Genomic DNA, 15,314 nt, shown 5'->3' with positions numbered 1-15,314 from the left:
CGGCGGGGGGGCCCCCCCCCCCCCCGGGCGGGGGGGGCCCCCCGCCCCGTCGGCTTCCTCGGCCGCCCGCCGGGCCCGGGCCATCTGCGACCATCTCGCCGAGGCGGACCTGCGGCGCGAGATCAACGACGGCTCCAGGTCCTGGAGAACTGCAACTCCGCCAACCACGACGGCAAGGACGGCGACCGGACCGGCTCCCGACAAGGAGTCCGAGGAGGTCTGCATGCTCGTCCTGCACCTGTCCAGTCCGCGTTGGTACACGTCAACACCCTGCTTCTCCAGGACATTCTGAGCGAAAGCGAGTTGCTGCGGCGGCTCACCGACGCCGACCGTCGGGCCCTGTCCCCGCTGCTCTTGGACCCACGTCAACCCCTACGGCCGATTCGAGGCGGATATGACCAACTGGCTCGAACTCGGTCCGCTCGCGGAGCTCCCAGTCCAGCGGACGAACGTCGGACGGCAGCCGCCCAGGGAATTGCTGGGAAGTGGTGAACAACGGTAGCGGTGACAGGCCGGGACTGAGGCCGAGCCAGTGGCCGACGCCCAGGGAGCGACTCCGAGCGGGTCGGCCGCTCATGGGCCAGTGACTGTCGGCGGGGCGTCGGAGCCGGAGGCCACGGGCCGTCGAGCTGCGAGTGGGAGAGGAGAGAGGCAGTGTGTGCGGGCCCAGACCGCTCCGTTGCCTGTCAGTGCAGTCCGCTGTAGGCGGCCATGATGATTTCCAAGCCGCGGTTGTCCTCCTGCCGGTCCCGGTCGATCATCTGGTTCATGACGTAGGCCACCGTCATGCGTGAGGCGGGGTCGCTCGCGACCAGCGAACCGCCCCAGCCGCCCCAGCCGAAGGTGTTGCCGAACTTGCCGAAGCCCACCGTCCAGCACATCGGCGTCCTCAGGATGCGGTCCTCACCGCGGAACACCTCCTGCCACGCGGGCTCGCAGCCCTGGGGGGACAGCAGCCGCACGCCGCCGGCCGTTCCCTGGTTCGCCAGTACCGACTGAACAAGGGCGACAGAGCGAGCGTTGCCGAAGCCGTTCACCGCAGGGATCTGCGCACGGCGCCAGGCCACTGAGCTGGCGTCTTTGACCCGAATGGTGGCACTGGTGTTCTCCCGGGGTACGCCGTCCGCTCCGGGGGGTGCGCCGGCGGTGTACTCGTCGGTCAGCGAAGGTGGCGGGATGAGCGGTGCGACGCGGTGGTCATGCTCCGCAGAGAGTCCGATGTGGAAGTCCGCGCCCAGCGGCTTGGCCACTTCCTGGGCGAAGAACTCGCCGAGGCTGCGGCCGGTGATGCGGCGGACGATCTCACCCACGAGGAACCCGAAGGTGAGTGCGTGATAGCCGGCTGCCGTTCCCGGTTCCCATTCGGGCGCCTGTGCGGCCAGCCCTGCCGTCACGCTCTCCCAGTCGTAGAGCTCCTCGACCGTCCTCGGCCCGGACAGGTCCGGCAGTCCCGCGGTGTGCGACAGCACGTGCCGTACCAGCACGTTCTCCTTCCCGGCCGCGGCGAACTCGGGCCAAGAGGCGGCGACCGGCGCGGACAGGTCGAGCTGGCCTCGGTCGGCCAGGATCAGCGCGCACAGCGCCGTCATGTTCTTGCTCATCGAGTTCACGCCGACGATGGTGTCGCGCTCCCAGCTGACGGAACGGTCCGCGTCGGCGTATCCGCCCCAGATGTCGACCACCGGCTCGCCGTCAACGTATACGGCCGCTGAGGCGCCCACGTCGTCCTTGCCGAGCAGAGCTGCCAGTGCCTCACGGACTGCGGCAAACCGCGGTTCGCAAAATCCCTGAACATCAGTCATGGCCTAAGCCTCAGGTAACGCCAGGGCTCCGGCCCGATAATTCCCGCACTGGTTTTGTCGGGCGGGGCGCGATCGAATTCTCTGTACTCCATCAAGGCGGCCCTGGCGGCCGCGCGGTCGACGGCTCGACCTGCCGTATCGGTAGCTGTTCCCACGGGGAATCCCCGGGTCACTCGTCGAGCATGTGCGTCACGACAGCCCGGCCCGATGACGGAGACCGCAGCCCCAATGACCGCCAGGGTGCCGCACGCGGCGAGCGACTCCGCATCGGGCTCGGCTGCCGGCCGCCGCGGCTCCTGCGGCGGCTGGTTCGCAGGTGGGCGTTCCTACAGTGGAGAGACAAGAACGAAGGACGGATACGCATGCTGGAGCGGCTGAATCAGGCGCTGGACCACCTGGAGACTTGCCTTGACCGGGAGATCGACATGGCCACGGTGGCCCGGATCGCCGCGGTCTCGGAGCACCACTTCCGGCGGCTGTTCTCCGCGCTCGCCGGCATGCCGCTCCCGGTCTACGTGCGGCGCCGGCGCATGACACTTGCCGGTGCCGAGGTGCTGGCCGGGGAGCGGACGCTGCTCGATGTCGCGATGCAGTACGGGTACGGCTCGGGCGAGGCGTTCGCCCGGGCGTTCCGGTCGGTGCACGGCATCGGGCCAGGCGAGGCCCGCCTCACGGGTGCCGTGCTGATGTCCCAGCCGCGTATGTCTTTCCGTGTCGTCGTCGAAGGGAGTACGACCATGCGGTACCGGATCGTGGAGAAGGAGTCGTTTCGGGTCGTCGGCAGGAAGGCCAAGGTCCCGCTCGTACACGAGGGGGTCAACGCGGCCGCCGCGGCGCATGTTGAAGGGCTGGACGAGCAGGCGATCGTCCGGATGAAGGGGCTGGCCGGCATGGAGCCGGAGGGGATCCTGTCGGCGGTGGTGCCTCTGACCGACAGCCGGGAGGAGGGCGCCGAGGTGGACTACTGGGTCGGCGTGGCGACCGGTCCCGAGGCTGCCGTCGAGGAGCTCGATGCCCTCGACGTGCCGGCCGGGACCTGGGCGGTCTTCGACAACCACGGGCCGTATCCGAGCGCGCTCCAGGAGCTGTGGCGGGACGTGTTCACGCAGTGGTTCCCCTCGAACCCGTACGCGACCCGGCCGGGTCCGGAGCTCCTGCGGACGCAGCCGGTGGAGATCGGCGCGGAGACCGACTCCCAGCTGTGGATCCCGGTCGAGCGGGGGAGCGCAAGCGCGCGGACGTGAACACCGGTACCTGGACGTCCCTGCGCAAGAGAGCAGCCTGGAGACCGAGCAGCGGGCCCGTGAACTGGCCGCCGCGCTGTACGCCGCCTGTACGGGGACCTCGAACCACTCACCCGCGCGGTGCCCGAGCCGTCCAGTGACCCCGGCGGGGCGTCAGCGCCGGTGCCCCCGCCGGCCGCCTTCGTCGTCGTGCCGCCGAAGGTGCGGATCAGTGAAACCGGTTGAGGAACGCACTGGGCGCAGCAAGTCAGGAACCGCCTGAATGGGCGGTGATGGGTAAGAAGCGTCGTAGTGGGATCTATAGTCGCGGCGTGCACATGCTGTGGACGTTTGTGGGCGTCGGGTCGGCGGTCGTGGTGGCGGTGTTGCCCAGCGCAGTCGAGCCTGTGGCGGGCTATGCCGGGGACCGTGTCGCGCAGCCGTCGGGCACGTTGTCGATCACCGTGCCTGCCGCGGTGAATGTCGGCACGGCGTTCCCGGGTTCGTCGGTCAGCCGACAGTTGGGTGAGGTGCGGGTGTCGGATACGCGGGGCAGGCGGCCTGCGGTCTGGACCGCGACGGTGTCGGCGACCGATTTCACCACGCCGGGCGGCGGCGCGGCCCGGCAGATCTCCCGGAGTCAGGTCTCGTACTGGTCGGGTCAGGCCACCAGCACCGTCGGTCCCGGTACCCGCGTTCCGGGCCAGGCCACGAGCGCGCAGGCGCAGAGCCTGAGCGTCCCGCGTACCGCGTTCAGCAAGACGTCGGGCAACGGCAACAACACCACCGCCTGGCAGCCGACGCTGATCGTCGCGGTGCCGGCGACCGCAGTCGGCGGCACCTACACCGGGACCGTCACTCACTCAGTCGCATAAAGCACCTCCAGACCGACATACCGTCACATACGGAGCTACGGTGACAGGGTGCGTAAACAACCTTTCATTTCATGTGTCATAGCCGCCGCCGTTGTCGGCGCGGCACCGTCGCCCGCGGTCGCCCAAGGCCCGTCGGGGGACACGACCGTCACGTTCACCGTGGCCACGGCGAACCTCATGATCGAGGTTCCTGCCTCGCGCGACCTGGGGTCCGGGTTCCCGGGGCAGACGATCAGCGGTCAGCTCGGCACCGTGGGGGTGCACGACGAGCGGGCCGCGGCGGACGCCACCTGGAGGGTGTCGGTGGTCGCGACGCAGTTCGACACCGGAACAGACCAGGAGAGCGAGGTCATCCCGCCGAACCTGGTGGACTACTGGTCGGGGCCGGCGACCTCCACCACCGGCAGCGGCACCTTCGTGCCCGGCCAGCCCACACGTGCCGACCGGCAGAGCCTGGAGCGGCCACGCACCGCGTTCTCCCACACCTCGGGCAGCGGAAACAACTCCGCGCACTGGAACCCCACCCTGGAGATCACCATCCCGCAGCATGCCGTCGGCGGTCTCTACAGCGGAACGGTGACCCATTCGGTGGCATGAGCCCGAACCGCCACCTGGCTGGCCTGCCGGACAGCTCAGCCCCTGCGGAGAGTGGGGCACGGCACGACCGCGGTGATGGTCTTGCCCGCCGCATGGACGTCGACCCGCACCTGCGATGACAGCTCCTGCACCAGGTGCCAGCCGAACCCGCCGGGCCGAGTGGCATCCCATGGCAGGCGACGCGGCGGGACGGTGCTGGCGTCCTGGACGACCACGGTCGCCGTTCCCGGTCCTGCCTCCAACCGGAACCCGCTCACCCCGCCGGCGTGCCGCACGGCGTTGGTGAACAGCTCCGACACCATCAGCAGCACCGCGTCTCTCGCGCTGCCGCCCTCCGGCGCGGCCACGGACAAGAACCTGCGGGCCACATCCCTGGCCTGATCCGCGGTCCGCAGGCTCTTGTCATCGGCGAGGGGCCCGTGTTCCTTCTCGGGGGGATGCACCATCTCGGTCTCCCAGCGGCTCGATCCTCAGATTCCTACCGTCTGCCCCGGACAGAACTGCTCAAAGGCCATATACCGCAGGGGAACTGCTGCATGTCAGACGCCAAGGCGGCCCTGGATCCCCGGTTGGGCGGAGGGCCCGGTGCCGCGGTCGGTCGCGGGCGGGTGCACCAGAGCGCGGTCTGCACCGCTGATCCAAACGACCTGGGGTCCTGCGAGTTGCGCTGAATCCCCTGGGACGTCCGCGTCCGCCGGCCGGCCTGCTGCATGCCCACGTCCGCGTCCTGGAGGCGTCATCAGGCGGGCCGTACGGCTTCAGGGTGCAGTAGGCGCCGTCGGCTGCGACCGTATGGGGGAGGAGGTAGGTCCGAACGGGTGAAGACGGAGGTGGCCGTCATGGTGAGGGCACATCCTTCCCTCCTGCGGGAGCTCGTCGAGCGCTGCGACACGCTGAGGCGTCTCTTGGCGTCCGGTGGCGGTGCGGAGACCAGGCGCCAGCTTGAGGATGTGACGTACACGCTGTGTGTGGTGACGGGCACACGCCGGTTGGACACGGCGCTGTATGTGGCCCGGCAGCAGTTGGCCGATGAGATGAGGCGCGAGCAGCCTCTCCGTCGATGAGCCAGCGGCTTCTGATCCCTCTGGCCGGGCTCGTCCAGATCAGCCGCCCGACGTTTGTCGCCGGCCGTCCGCACCGCTCGCATAGTCAGTCGGCCGCGCAGACCTCGCCGGTAGTTGCTTGTGGGTCATGGCCCGCCTCGACGCGACCACCCCCGCTGGGCTTGCACTGCACGGCTGGTCTCCGGACGAGCCGGCCGCGCCCGGGCACACGAAAGCGGCACCGCTCGGCGGCGGCGCAGACATGTGGGCCAGGACGTTGGCGACCACCGCGCCTGCCACACGCTGGGCCGCTTGACCTCAGGATGGCCAGCGGTCCGCGGCTCCCTTGGTGCGGATGGCAGGAGCTGGTCACCTTCGCTCGAAGGTGAGTGAGGACCCGGTGCAGGTGAGGGACAGGGGGTTCGGGATATCGGAAGCGGTTCTGGCGGTAGGGCTCAGCGCTCTCCAGTTACCGGCCGCCGAGGCGGCCGACCTGCCAGTGCCCCCGACCCGTGACGTCCACGAACATCGCGTGGGCGGCCAGCACATCCAGGACGGCCGCCATCCGCCCGGTGTGCCCGCACCGGGGACGGCCTCGCCCAGGCGCTCCACGATCGCCGTGCGGGTCAGAGGCTCCCGGGACCTGACCAGTGTCCGGGCGACCCGGTGCAGCAACGTGTCGCCGGGCGTCCCCAGCTCCGCCTGCCGCCACCGGTCCTCACCGCGGGAGTGCCACTCGGTGAGTGCGGCCACCCTCGTCGAGACGTGCTCCTCACCACGGGCAACACTGGCTGTCGTTGTGAGGGGACTCGCGGGCGCTTCCGCTGCCGCCAGTACAGTGCCCCAGCCACCGCCGTGCCCACCACCGCCACGGTCGCCAGCCGCTTCGGATCGCTCAACCGCATCGCCCCGGTGATCAGGTTACTCGTGAGATTCGGCAGGACGTCGGCCTGCCGCTCCAGGTCGGCCATCCGGCCCTCCGGCACCCCCACGTCCCCCAGGGCCGCGCGCAGGGCGACCCAGCCGCCGACCGCGAGCCCGCTGCCGACCAGGTCCGCGTCGCTCCCGATGATGACCACAGGGGCGATCACCCCGGCCAGCAGCAGCATCGGCACATCGGAGACGTCCCGTCCGGCGAGGACCTGAGCCTGCGGGGTCATCGGCAGGCTGGCGCCGGCCGTACGGCGCACCCTGATCATGTGAGCTAATCCCGCAGACGGATCACGACTCGAAACGCGCTCTAGCGACACGTGCCACGACCGCACCCCGAGCTCGGCCGCCCGCGCCGCCACCCTCCCGGTCACCCGCAGGCGGGGCTGCCCGCTGTCCTCGACGTACACCGCGGCGTCCGTCCACAGCAGGCCCGCCGGGGAGCTGAGCGCCTTGGCCAGGGCCTCCTTGGCGGCCGAACCGGACGGCGAGCGAGGCGACGCCCCGGGCGCTCCCAACTCGGCAACAGCAGCTCGCTGTCCCCGAACAGCCGCTTGACCAGCCCGGGCGTACGCTCCAGCGATGCCGCGAACCGATCAATCTCGGCGACGTCGATCCCGATCCCGATGATGCTCATTCCGAGCACCTTACGGTGGCGCGGTGGTGAGCGCCGGTCCGGTCACCGGTCGACATCGCCGCGGCGACCGCGCAGCGCCGCCAGGAAGTTGACCAGGGTGGCGGCGAAAGTGAAGAGACTGCCCGCGGCCTGAATGATCATCAGCCAGTCGCTCATGTTTCCTCCCGTGTTCGCTGATGGGGTTCAGTGCAACGGGCGGTCGCGCCCTCCGGCCACGGCTTCGGAGGGAGCCGGAGGAAGCCGGAGGACGGAGGAAGGCGGAGAAACCCTGAAATGGGCGACGGTGACTGGTCCCAGCCCGTACGTTGAGCTGGTCAGTACAGGCGTGAGGGGGTGCGGTGGAGGGAGTGGACCCGGATCGGGCGGACGGGCCCGCCGACTTCGCGGCGTGCCTCGACGCGCTCCGTCGGCTGCGGGGCCTGTCGTACGAGCGCATGGAGGCAGCGGCCGGGAAGTTGCCGCCGAAGCCCAGCGGACCGGCGTGGGAGCCTTTGGCCAGGAGCACGATCGGTGAGATCGTCACCGGTCGCCGGATGCCGTCGCGCGACAAGCTGTTGACCTTCCTCGCCGTGTGCGGGGTGCCCTCCGCGGAGGTCCCGCGGTGGCTGACGGCGTGGAGCCGGGTCGGGTCCGTGGCGATTCGACGGCCCTTGGGGGCTTTGCCGGTGCGGGACGCGCAGCCCCGCGCGCTCGGCGTGCACGCGGCGATCCAGGTGACCGGTCCGTCGACCGCGGCGGACGGACTCCCGGTCTACGTGCCGCGCGACGTCGACGCCCGTCTGCGGGCCGCGCTGGCCGCCGGACGGTTCGTGCTGCTGGTCGGTGGGTCGTCCGTGGGCAAGACGCGCAGCGCGTGGGAGGCGGTCCGGGCAGAGCGGGCGGACTGGTGGCTCGTCCATCCGCCCGACGCCGCCGCCCTGGCCGCCCTCGCGGCCGCGCCCGTGCCCCGGACCGTGGTGTGGCTCGACGAGTTCCAGAACTACCTCAGTGATGGGCTGACACCCGCGACGATCCGCGCTCTGCTGGCGGGTGAGGCCGAGACAGTGCTGGTCGGCACGCTCTGGCCCGACCACTACTTCCGGGTCACCGCGAAGCCGGGCGTAGGCGAGGACGATCTGTTCCGGCGCGAGCGCGAGGTGCTCAAGCAGGCGGAGGTCATCGACCTCGCGGACCGGCTGACTCCGGCGGAGCAGGAGCGAGCAGACGCCGCGGCGCGGGACGATCCGCGCATCCGCGTCGCCCTGACCTCGGCCGACTACGGCATGACCCAGGTCCTCGCGGCAGCGCCTCATCTGGTGCTGCGCTGGGAACAGGCGCCCGACCCCTACGCCCGGGCCCTCATCACCGCAGCGATCGATGCACGTCGTCTCGGTGTCGAGGGCGGCGTGCCGACCGCCCTGCTGACGGCGGCGGTCCCGGCGTATCTCGCTCCCTCCGAGGTCGCCAGGGCCCCGCAGGACTGGCTCGCGCGAGCCATGGCGTACGCGACGAAGGAGCTGCACGGCGCGACCGCGGTCCTCAACCCGCTCCCAGGACGGGAGATGGGCACGGTCGCCGGATACACGGTGGCCGACTACCTCCTGCAGCACGGCACCGCGATGCGGCGCGCGAGCGTGCCCGCCGACAGTGTGTGGCAGGCGTACGCCGACCATCTCACCGGCGCGGACCTGTGGCGTACGGGACGGTCCGCGGAGGACCGCGGACTCTTCCGGCAGGCCGAGCTGATCTATCGCGCGGCGGCAGGCGACCTGGCGCAGGCCCGGTCGTCCCTCATCGATCTGATGGGGCGACAGGGCAGGATTGAGGACGAGGAGCGGGTCCGGCGGGCGGCGGCCGCCGCCCGCGACGATCTGGAGCTGGTCCGGCTGGGCAACTTCCTCGACCAGCGCGGCCGACCGGCCGAAGCCGAACGGGTGTTCCGCGACGGCCTTGCGCTGGGAGACACGAGTGTGCTCAGTAGCCTGGCGGACTTCCTGGACAGACACGGCAGGACGGCCGAGGCTCTCGACACCTGGCGGCAGGCCGTCGACGCGGGCCACGACGTGTGGTTCCCGTTCATCGAGTTCCTCAAGAGCCACCGGATGCGCGACGAGGCCTACCAGGTGCTGCGTGAAGGCGCCGCGGCCGGTGACCTCGGTTGCCGCAACGAGCTGGTCGTGATGCTTGACATCGGCAAACGCGCCGCGGAGGCGGAGGAGGTGCTGTGGCGTTCCGCGACGGCCGGACACCGCTACGCCCGCAGCATCCTGGCCAGACGCCTGGAGAGCGAGGGGCGGACAGCCGAGGCCGAGCGGGTGTGGCGCCAGAGCGTCCGACACGGAGACGGGGACGAGACCTCGTCCGATGCGCGCGAGAAGCTGAGCGACCTCCTCCTGCGGCAGGGCCGGCTGGCCGAGGCGGAGGAACTGTGGCGGGACGGGGTCCGTGCCGGGGAGTACGGATCGGCCTCGGGGCTGGCCAAGGTGCTCGAACAGCAGGGCCGTGTCGACGAGGCGGTCGCGCTGCTCCTCCCCAGTGCCCTCAAGGGCGACGCCGACACCCTGCTAACGCTGACCCTCCTGCTGGGTCGGCACGGCAGGGACGCCGAGAACGAACGCCTCCTCGAAGCGGTCTCCACGACCTACGACAAGGGCACCGGCTGGCTGGTCAGTCTCCTGCTGAAGCAGGGGCGCTCGGACGAGGCCGAGGCGGTACTGCTCCGCTCGGCCCTGAATGGAGGCGAGCAGGCCTGGACTTCCCGTAGTCGCCTCGTCGAACTCCTGGTGGAGCGCGGGCGGATCGACGAGGCGGAGGGACTGCTGCGAAGGATCGCGGCGTCCGGCAACCTGGCGGTGAACGAGGAACTCGTCACCTTCCTGGAAACCCACCGGCACACCGACGAGAGCGAGGAGATCTGGCGCCGCCTGGCGGACCACGGCGACTCGAACACGCGCTGGTACGCCGGTCACCACCTGACCAAGCTGCTCGCACGGACGGGCCGCACCGCAGAGATCGAAGAACTGTGGCGCCGGAACCTTGCCATGGGAGGCGGTACACAGGTCCTGGACGTGCTCGCCGGCCTGCTCGCCGAGCAGGGGCGGTCCGCCGAGGCCGACCGCCTGCGCAGAGAGGGCGTGAGCCGGGGCGCGTTTCGAGTCGTGATCCGTGGGCGGGATTCGCCTTCGTGGCAGGGTCTGGACCGGTAGACCTTCTTGCGCGACGCGAGTGCAACTGATGGGCAGCCAAGGGGAGTTCATCGAGCTGTACCTGCCGATCGGCGAGTACGGCCCGTACCCCGAGCGGCGACAGCAGTTCGAGGGTGTGATCTGGCGGCTCAAGACCGGCGGACAGTAGTGGGAGATGCCGCAGGAGTCCGGCGCCTGGCCGACCGTCCACAACCGCTTCCGGCAGGGGCGTGACGCCAGCATGTTCGAGGCCCTGCTGGAGAGCCTGATCGCGGAAGCAGCGAAGCGGGGTGAAATCGATCTGTCCTTGGTCAGCATCGACTCCACCACCGCGCGCGCTCACCGCGACGCAACCGGGATGCACCTGGGCGAGGACGTCCTCACCGCGCTGGACATGGCAGTAGCGGCGGTGTGCGGCGACAGCGGCGGCCGCCGGCGTCTCGATGGCGCGCGCGAGCGGGCCCCTCGGCCGGTTGTCCTTGTGGAGGTTGGTGGACACAAAAGGACAACCCGGAGCGCCAGGTGCGGTTGCGCTTCCTGGGCTGATGGAACCGTCCGAAGTTCGGTACACGGTACGTGCCTCCGGGGCACGTCCAGCGGGTCCTCGCGCCGGTCACCACTGTGTGTTGGTCACGCAGGCCTGGGTGGACAGGTCCGCTCCGGCTCGGGGCCCGCGGGAGGTGCTGACCGCCAGCCCGTCGCGGTCCCGAGCCGCTCACTGACTGCTCGCCGTCACTTGCTCCTGAGCTGCCAGTCGTAGGGGATGTCGTTGTCGTATGGATCCAGACGGTCGGATCGAGAGGGGTCGTGTGGGTGGGTGGCGCAGTTGGCGATCAGCGCTGTCTCCGACATCCCTTTGAAGCCGTTCCAAACTCCAGGCGGGATCTGCACCAGCGCGTAGTCGTCAGGGCCGAGGAAGTACTCCTGGCAGGTGCCGCGTGTGTCGGAGCCCGAGCGGTCATCGTAAAGGACGAGTTTGATGCGGCCATGTGGTACTGCATAGTTGAGGGTCATGTCCCGGTGGCGGTGCCAGCCCTTGATGACGCCTCGGTAGATCGTCGTGAAGTAGATCTCTCCGAACGAGATGAAGTGAGGGTCGTCGGCGCGCAGCATGTGGTGGACGGTTCCCCGCTCGTCGGGGATGCGTTTCAGGGGGATCTTGCGCACGCCTTTGATCACGGTTCGACCACACGCCACTCGGGAAGAGGAACGATGAACCGGCCCCCTGCCGCTCGATACGGCATCTGCTGGTTCAGGATCTCGTCGGCCAGATTCCACGCCAGGAGCAGGAGGTGGCTGGGCCGTCGTTCAGCCAGGTACGACGTATCGGTGATCGGGATGTGCACGCCTGGCATCAACCGGTTCTGCTTGTGCGGATTGAGGTCGATGACGGCGTCGACCAGGTCGGTTCCGACACCGAGGTAGTTGAGCAGGACGGTGCCCTTCGCGGCCGCGCCATAGGCCGCGATGCGCGCGCCGTCTGCCTTGAGGGCACGGAGTCGGTCGGGTATCACGCGTCGCAGCCGTTGGGCGCGCTCGGCGAAGGCGGTGTAGTACGCGGTGGTGCCCATGCCCCCCGCGTTCTCCTCCGCGAGGAGACCGGCCACCTCCGGAAGGGGAGCGTACGCGGAGGGGCGGATCGTGTACCGAAGACTTCCGCCGTGCACCTTCAGCTGCTCGATGGCTGTCACCGTGAGTCCGTGCCTGCGCAGTAGAGCATCGAACGCCGTCAGCGAGTAGTAGAAGACGTGTTCGTGGTACACCGTGTCGAATTCGGTGCCGTCGATGAGCCGGCCGAGATACGGGGATTCCACGTAGGCCACTCCGTGGCCAGCCAGCAAGGCCGACAAACCGGAGGTGAAGTCGTTGATGTCCGGGGCATGCGCCATGACGTTGTTGGCGTGCACCACGCTGACCGGACCGTACGTGGCAAGGATCCGCCGGGCGGTGACAGAGCCGAAGTACGCCGTCATGGTGGGCACTCCCGCCTCCGCCGCGGCAGCCGCCAGGTTGCGCGCCGGTTCGACGCCGAGTACTGGTATCCCGAGGCGGAGGTAGTGCGTGAGCAGGTAGCCGTCGTTGGCCCCGATGTCGATGACCAGGCTGCCCGGGCCGAGGCGTTGCTCGTCGGTGACGCGAGCCGCCAACTCCGCCATCGCCTCGACCATCGTCGTGCTGTACGACGAGTAGTACGGGTAGGTGTCGAACAGGGTCTCGGGGGCCACGGTGCCGGCCAGTTGGACGAGGGTGCAGTGTCTGCAGCGCGTCAGTCGCAGGGGGTACCGTGGTTCCGGTGCCGTGTCCCGCGGCGTCCGATAGGCGTTGGCCAGTGGTTGACGGCCCAGGTCCAGGACGGGCAGCAGGGCAGCCCGTCCGCAGGAGCGGCACGCGTCGACGAGGCTGTAGGTCATAGGGACCGCAGATGGTCCCGGTACCAGGCCGCGGTACGCCGCAGCCCGATGGTCACCCCCAGCGCTGGCCGCCAGCCCAGGTCGGACCGGGCAGCCGAGGAGTCCAGGAACTGGGACGGGATCTCCTGCGCCGCTCCACCCAGCACGATGGGCTTGATGTCGACGCCCACCGCCTGGGTCATGTGGGACATCATCTGCAGGACGGTGAGCGGCTCTTCGAGGGAGAAGTTGAACGCACGCCCGGCCAGGTCCCGCTGGTGCATCATGGCCTCCGCGAGTCTCAGATAGGCAGAAACGCCGTCCTCGACATACAGGTAGTCGCGGACGAGCGAGCCGTCGGAGCGGATGGTGGGCGCCCTGCCTGCGAGGAGGTCTCGCATGGTGCCGGGCACCAACCGGCTCCAGTTGAGGTCGCCGCCGCCGAAGAAGTTCCCGCACCGCGTGACACAGACGTGCAGTCCGTACGCCTGCGCGTAGGACTGTGCGATGAGATCCGCGCAGGACTTGCTGACCTCGTAGGGGGCACTCCCGTGGAGTGGCGTCGTCTCCGTGTAGGGGAGGACGGACTGACTCCCGTACGCCTTGTCGCTGCTCGCCACCACGGTTTCCGAGACGATCGGGCTGCGTCGGCAGGCTTCCAGCACCGTCCATGTGCCCCGGACGTTGGTCTCGAACGTCGCCACCGGATTGCGGTCGGCCACCGGCACAAGGGTCTGGGCGGCGAGATGGAAGACGGTACGTACCTCGTACTCACCCAGGACGCGTTCGAGCAGGGGCTGATCGGTGATCTCGCCGCGGACTTCCTGCACGCGTCCTCGGACGCCCTCGGTGCGGTAACGGCTGTGGGGGACCCGGTCGCGCACCAGACACACGACGCGCGCGCCTCGGGCCACCAGCGCTTCGACCAGCCAGCCGCCGAGCAGTCCGGTGGCTCCCGTGACCAGGACAGGGCGTTCGTCCCAGACGGAACTGTCCGAGGACTTCATGCGCTCAGCCACGCGCATCACCAGTGGACGACAGGCTGCCGGCCAAGTCGAACAGGTGGGGCTGCCCAGCGATCCAGGCGTCGCGGTCCCGACCCCGTGCCGCCTCCGCCTTCGCGGTCGTGGCATGCGGATAGATCAGGAAGCTGTCCGCTGTCACGCCGGCCACGATCCGGTCGGCGACGGTGCGCGGTGCCAACACCTCGCCCACGAACCCCTTCGCGGCTTCGCCGGTGGAGGCCAGGAACGCATCGAGCATGGGCGTGTCCACGCTCTGGGGGCATACCGCCGACACGCGTACCCCGGTGCCGCGGCAAGCGATGGCCAACCACTCGGCGAAGCCGACCGCAGCGTGCTTGGACACCGCGTAGGGGGCTGCGGTCGGGTCGGTGAGGACACCGGCCGCGGAACACATGTTGACGATGTAGCCCTCGCTGCGGCCGAGCATGCCAGGCAAAACGGCACGCGCCCCGTACACATGCGCCATGACGTTGACCGCGAGGCAACGCTGCCATGCGCTGTTCGGGGCCTGAGGCCCGCCGGGGGCGAAGTGGCCGGCGTTCTGCACCAGGATGTCAATCCCGCCGTGGGAGGCCTGTGCCTGGTCGACAGCTGCGCGGATCTCTTCCTCACTGGTGACGTCGGCGACCACTCCGATCGTGTCAGTGCCCCGGGCTCGCGTCTCCGAGACGACGACGTCGAGGCGCGAGGCGTCGACATCCACCGCGACGACTGCTCGGACCCCGGCCCCGGCGAAGCTCTCACAGAGGGACGCGCCGATTCCCCCTGCCGCGCCGGTGATGACAACCACGCGATCCTCTAGGAGCATTGCTCCACGCTAGCGATGGCCTGACGAGAGCTCAAGAGTGCCTTTGTCAGAACAAGTTGTCCGGGGGCTCGTCGGCCTCCCCGTCCTTGGAGGCGTCGTTGTCGGTGCACGTGCTCCAGCTCAGCGATATCCATTTCACCGCGACCGGACGGCACGTCGACGGACGAGACGCAGATGCACGGCTCGCCACTGTGCTCGACGCCTGCCTGCAGGCCGACGCCGGTCCTGACCTGGTGGTCGTCACCGGTGATCTCACCGACGACGGCACCACGGCGGCGTGTCGGAGACTGCGTGACGCCCTGGCCCCACTGGAGGTGCCGATACTCGCCGTGCCCGGGAACCATGACGTGCCCGCCGTCGTGAGCGAGACGTTCCCGACGAATGTGGCGACGGCGGGTGGTTGGCGGATTGTCGGAATCGACACGTCGCGCGACGGACAGATCCACGGGCGGGTGGACGTGGCGGGTGAGCTGCGTCGGCTCGACGCGTGGGACCGGCGGCCGACACTCCTGGCCATGCATCACCCGCCGTTGTCGCCCTCGCGCAACGCCTGGTTCCAGCTGGACGGCGCGGCCGATCTGCTGGCAGCGCTGACGTCCCGACCGCAGGTCAAGGGCATCGTCTCCGGGCACCTGCACCATCCGTTCTCGCTGCGATCGGAGGCAGGTACTCCGGTGCTGGGCTGCCCGTCGACCCTGATCGCCTTCCGCCACGATGGAGAGGAGCTGGTCGTCGGTGGCAGCGACGCCACCGGAGCCCGGTGGCTGCACCTCACGGACGCCGGGACCCTCACGTCCACGGTGCTCACGGCATGACGGCT

General features: G+C 69.6%; 13 protein-coding genes and 2 pseudogenes. 7 read left to right on the top strand and 8 right to left on the bottom strand.

All coding sequences use genetic code 11. The features are described from left to right. Positions 1–686: 686 nt before the first annotated feature. Positions 687–1,802: a serine hydrolase domain-containing protein gene (locus AB0K02_RS27995; protein ID WP_365995302.1), complete on the bottom strand. Its 1,116-nt coding sequence runs from the start codon at positions 1,800–1,802 to the stop codon at positions 687–689. A 362-nt stretch (positions 1,803–2,164) separates the two neighbouring features. Here AB0K02_RS27995 and AB0K02_RS27990 point away from each other — a divergent pair, with 362 nt between their 5' ends. From AB0K02_RS27990 to AB0K02_RS27980, 3 genes are all read left to right on the top strand, one after another. Next, a complete protein-coding gene (locus tag AB0K02_RS27990) occupies positions 2,165–3,046 on the top strand; it encodes an AraC family transcriptional regulator (protein WP_365995301.1) in 882 nt (293 codons plus the stop codon). A 311-nt stretch (positions 3,047–3,357) separates the two neighbouring features. Further along, the gene (locus AB0K02_RS27985) at positions 3,358–3,900 is read left to right on the top strand and encodes a hypothetical protein (RefSeq protein ID WP_365995300.1); all 543 of its coding nucleotides are present in this window, start codon (positions 3,358–3,360) and stop codon (positions 3,898–3,900) included. A 177-nt stretch (positions 3,901–4,077) separates the two neighbouring features. Continuing rightward, a complete protein-coding gene (locus AB0K02_RS27980; protein WP_365995299.1) occupies positions 4,078–4,497 on the top strand; it encodes a hypothetical protein in 420 nt (139 codons plus the stop codon). A 35-nt stretch (positions 4,498–4,532) separates the two neighbouring features. On the opposite strand, the gene AB0K02_RS27975 is transcribed toward AB0K02_RS27980, so the two are convergent. After that, positions 4,533–4,943 (bottom strand): ATP-binding protein, encoded by a 411-nt coding sequence (locus AB0K02_RS27975; protein ID WP_365995298.1) that lies wholly within the window; start codon positions 4,941–4,943, stop codon positions 4,533–4,535. Between the two features lie 393 nt (positions 4,944–5,336). Between AB0K02_RS27975 and AB0K02_RS27970 the strand changes: the two genes are divergently transcribed. Beyond that, entirely contained in the window at positions 5,337–5,561 is a 225-nt protein-coding gene (locus AB0K02_RS27970; protein ID WP_365995306.1) for a DUF5133 domain-containing protein, read from the top strand. Positions 5,562–6,166: 605 nt separating this feature from the next. Here AB0K02_RS27970 and AB0K02_RS27965 read toward each other — a convergent pair. After that, complete coding sequence (locus tag AB0K02_RS27965) at positions 6,167–6,739, bottom strand: hypothetical protein (RefSeq protein ID WP_365995308.1); 573 nt, start codon at positions 6,737–6,739, stop codon at positions 6,167–6,169. A 42-nt stretch (positions 6,740–6,781) separates the two neighbouring features. Beyond that, positions 6,782–7,107: pseudogene (locus tag AB0K02_RS27960) on the bottom strand (holo-ACP synthase); the annotation flags it as partial. A gap of 338 nt (positions 7,108–7,445) precedes the next feature. Here AB0K02_RS27960 and AB0K02_RS27955 point away from each other — a divergent pair. Both AB0K02_RS27955 and AB0K02_RS27950 read left to right on the top strand, forming a co-directional pair. After that, on the top strand, positions 7,446–10,292 hold the full coding sequence (locus AB0K02_RS27955; RefSeq protein ID WP_365995297.1) for a hypothetical protein: 2,847 nt from the start codon (positions 7,446–7,448) through the stop codon (positions 10,290–10,292). Positions 10,293–10,320: 28 nt separating this feature from the next. Continuing rightward, positions 10,321–10,671, top strand: a pseudogene (locus tag AB0K02_RS27950) (transposase); the annotation flags it as partial. 332 nt (positions 10,672–11,003) lie between these two features. On the opposite strand, the gene AB0K02_RS27945 reads toward AB0K02_RS27950, so the two are convergent. Genes AB0K02_RS27945 through AB0K02_RS27930 form a run of 4 tightly spaced genes read right to left on the bottom strand, consistent with a single transcriptional unit; the run spans position 11,004 to position 14,476 of the window. After that, positions 11,004–11,450 carry a dTDP-4-dehydrorhamnose 3,5-epimerase family protein gene (locus AB0K02_RS27945; protein ID WP_365995296.1) on the bottom strand — a complete coding sequence of 149 codons (447 nt, stop codon included), beginning with the start codon at positions 11,448–11,450 and terminating at the stop codon, positions 11,004–11,006. Next, positions 11,447–12,682 (bottom strand): class I SAM-dependent methyltransferase, encoded by a 1,236-nt coding sequence (locus AB0K02_RS27940; protein ID WP_365995294.1) that lies wholly within the window; start codon positions 12,680–12,682, stop codon positions 11,447–11,449. The genes AB0K02_RS27945 and AB0K02_RS27940 overlap by 4 nt, the downstream gene beginning before the upstream one ends. Beyond that, positions 12,679–13,680: an NAD-dependent epimerase/dehydratase family protein gene (locus tag AB0K02_RS27935; RefSeq protein ID WP_365995293.1), complete on the bottom strand. Its 1,002-nt coding sequence runs from the start codon at positions 13,678–13,680 to the stop codon at positions 12,679–12,681. The genes AB0K02_RS27940 and AB0K02_RS27935 overlap by 4 nt, the downstream gene beginning before the upstream one ends. Then, complete coding sequence (locus AB0K02_RS27930; RefSeq protein ID WP_365995292.1) at positions 13,673–14,476, bottom strand: SDR family oxidoreductase; 804 nt, start codon at positions 14,474–14,476, stop codon at positions 13,673–13,675. Before AB0K02_RS27930 ends, AB0K02_RS27935 begins: the two co-directional genes overlap by 8 nt. 122 nt (positions 14,477–14,598) lie before the next feature. On the opposite strand from AB0K02_RS27930, the gene AB0K02_RS27925 reads away from it, so the two are divergent. Next, the gene (locus AB0K02_RS27925) at positions 14,599–15,309 is read left to right on the top strand and encodes a metallophosphoesterase (protein ID WP_365995305.1); all 711 of its coding nucleotides are present in this window, start codon (positions 14,599–14,601) and stop codon (positions 15,307–15,309) included. Positions 15,310–15,314: the final 5 nt, after the last annotated feature.

The sequence above is a fragment of the Streptomyces sp. NPDC049597 genome (assembly GCF_040675505.1).
Lineage (GTDB): Bacteria > Actinomycetota > Actinomycetes > Streptomycetales > Streptomycetaceae > Streptomyces.
Note: the sequence above shows the minus strand (reverse complement) of the source record. Positions and strands in the feature narration are given on the sequence as shown.

Bases quoted from the DNA above. Each gene is read 5' to 3' on its own strand.
- AB0K02_RS27995 (WP_365995302.1), bottom strand. From the start codon at position 1,802: ATGACTGATGTTCAGGGATTTTGCGAACCGCGGTTTGCCGCAGTCCGT.
- AB0K02_RS27990 (WP_365995301.1), top strand. From the start codon at position 2,165: ATGCTGGAGCGGCTGAATCAGGCGCTGGACCACCTGGAGACTTGCCTT.
- AB0K02_RS27980 (WP_365995299.1), top strand. From the start codon at position 4,078: ATGATCGAGGTTCCTGCCTCGCGCGACCTGGGGTCCGGGTTCCCGGGG.
- AB0K02_RS27975 (WP_365995298.1), bottom strand. From the start codon at position 4,943: ATGGTGCATCCCCCCGAGAAGGAACACGGGCCCCTCGCCGATGACAAG.
- AB0K02_RS27970 (WP_365995306.1), top strand. From the start codon at position 5,337: ATGGTGAGGGCACATCCTTCCCTCCTGCGGGAGCTCGTCGAGCGCTGC.
- AB0K02_RS27965 (WP_365995308.1), bottom strand. From the start codon at position 6,739: ATGATCAGGGTGCGCCGTACGGCCGGCGCCAGCCTGCCGATGACCCCG.
- AB0K02_RS27940 (WP_365995294.1), bottom strand. From the start codon at position 12,682: ATGACCTACAGCCTCGTCGACGCGTGCCGCTCCTGCGGACGGGCTGCC.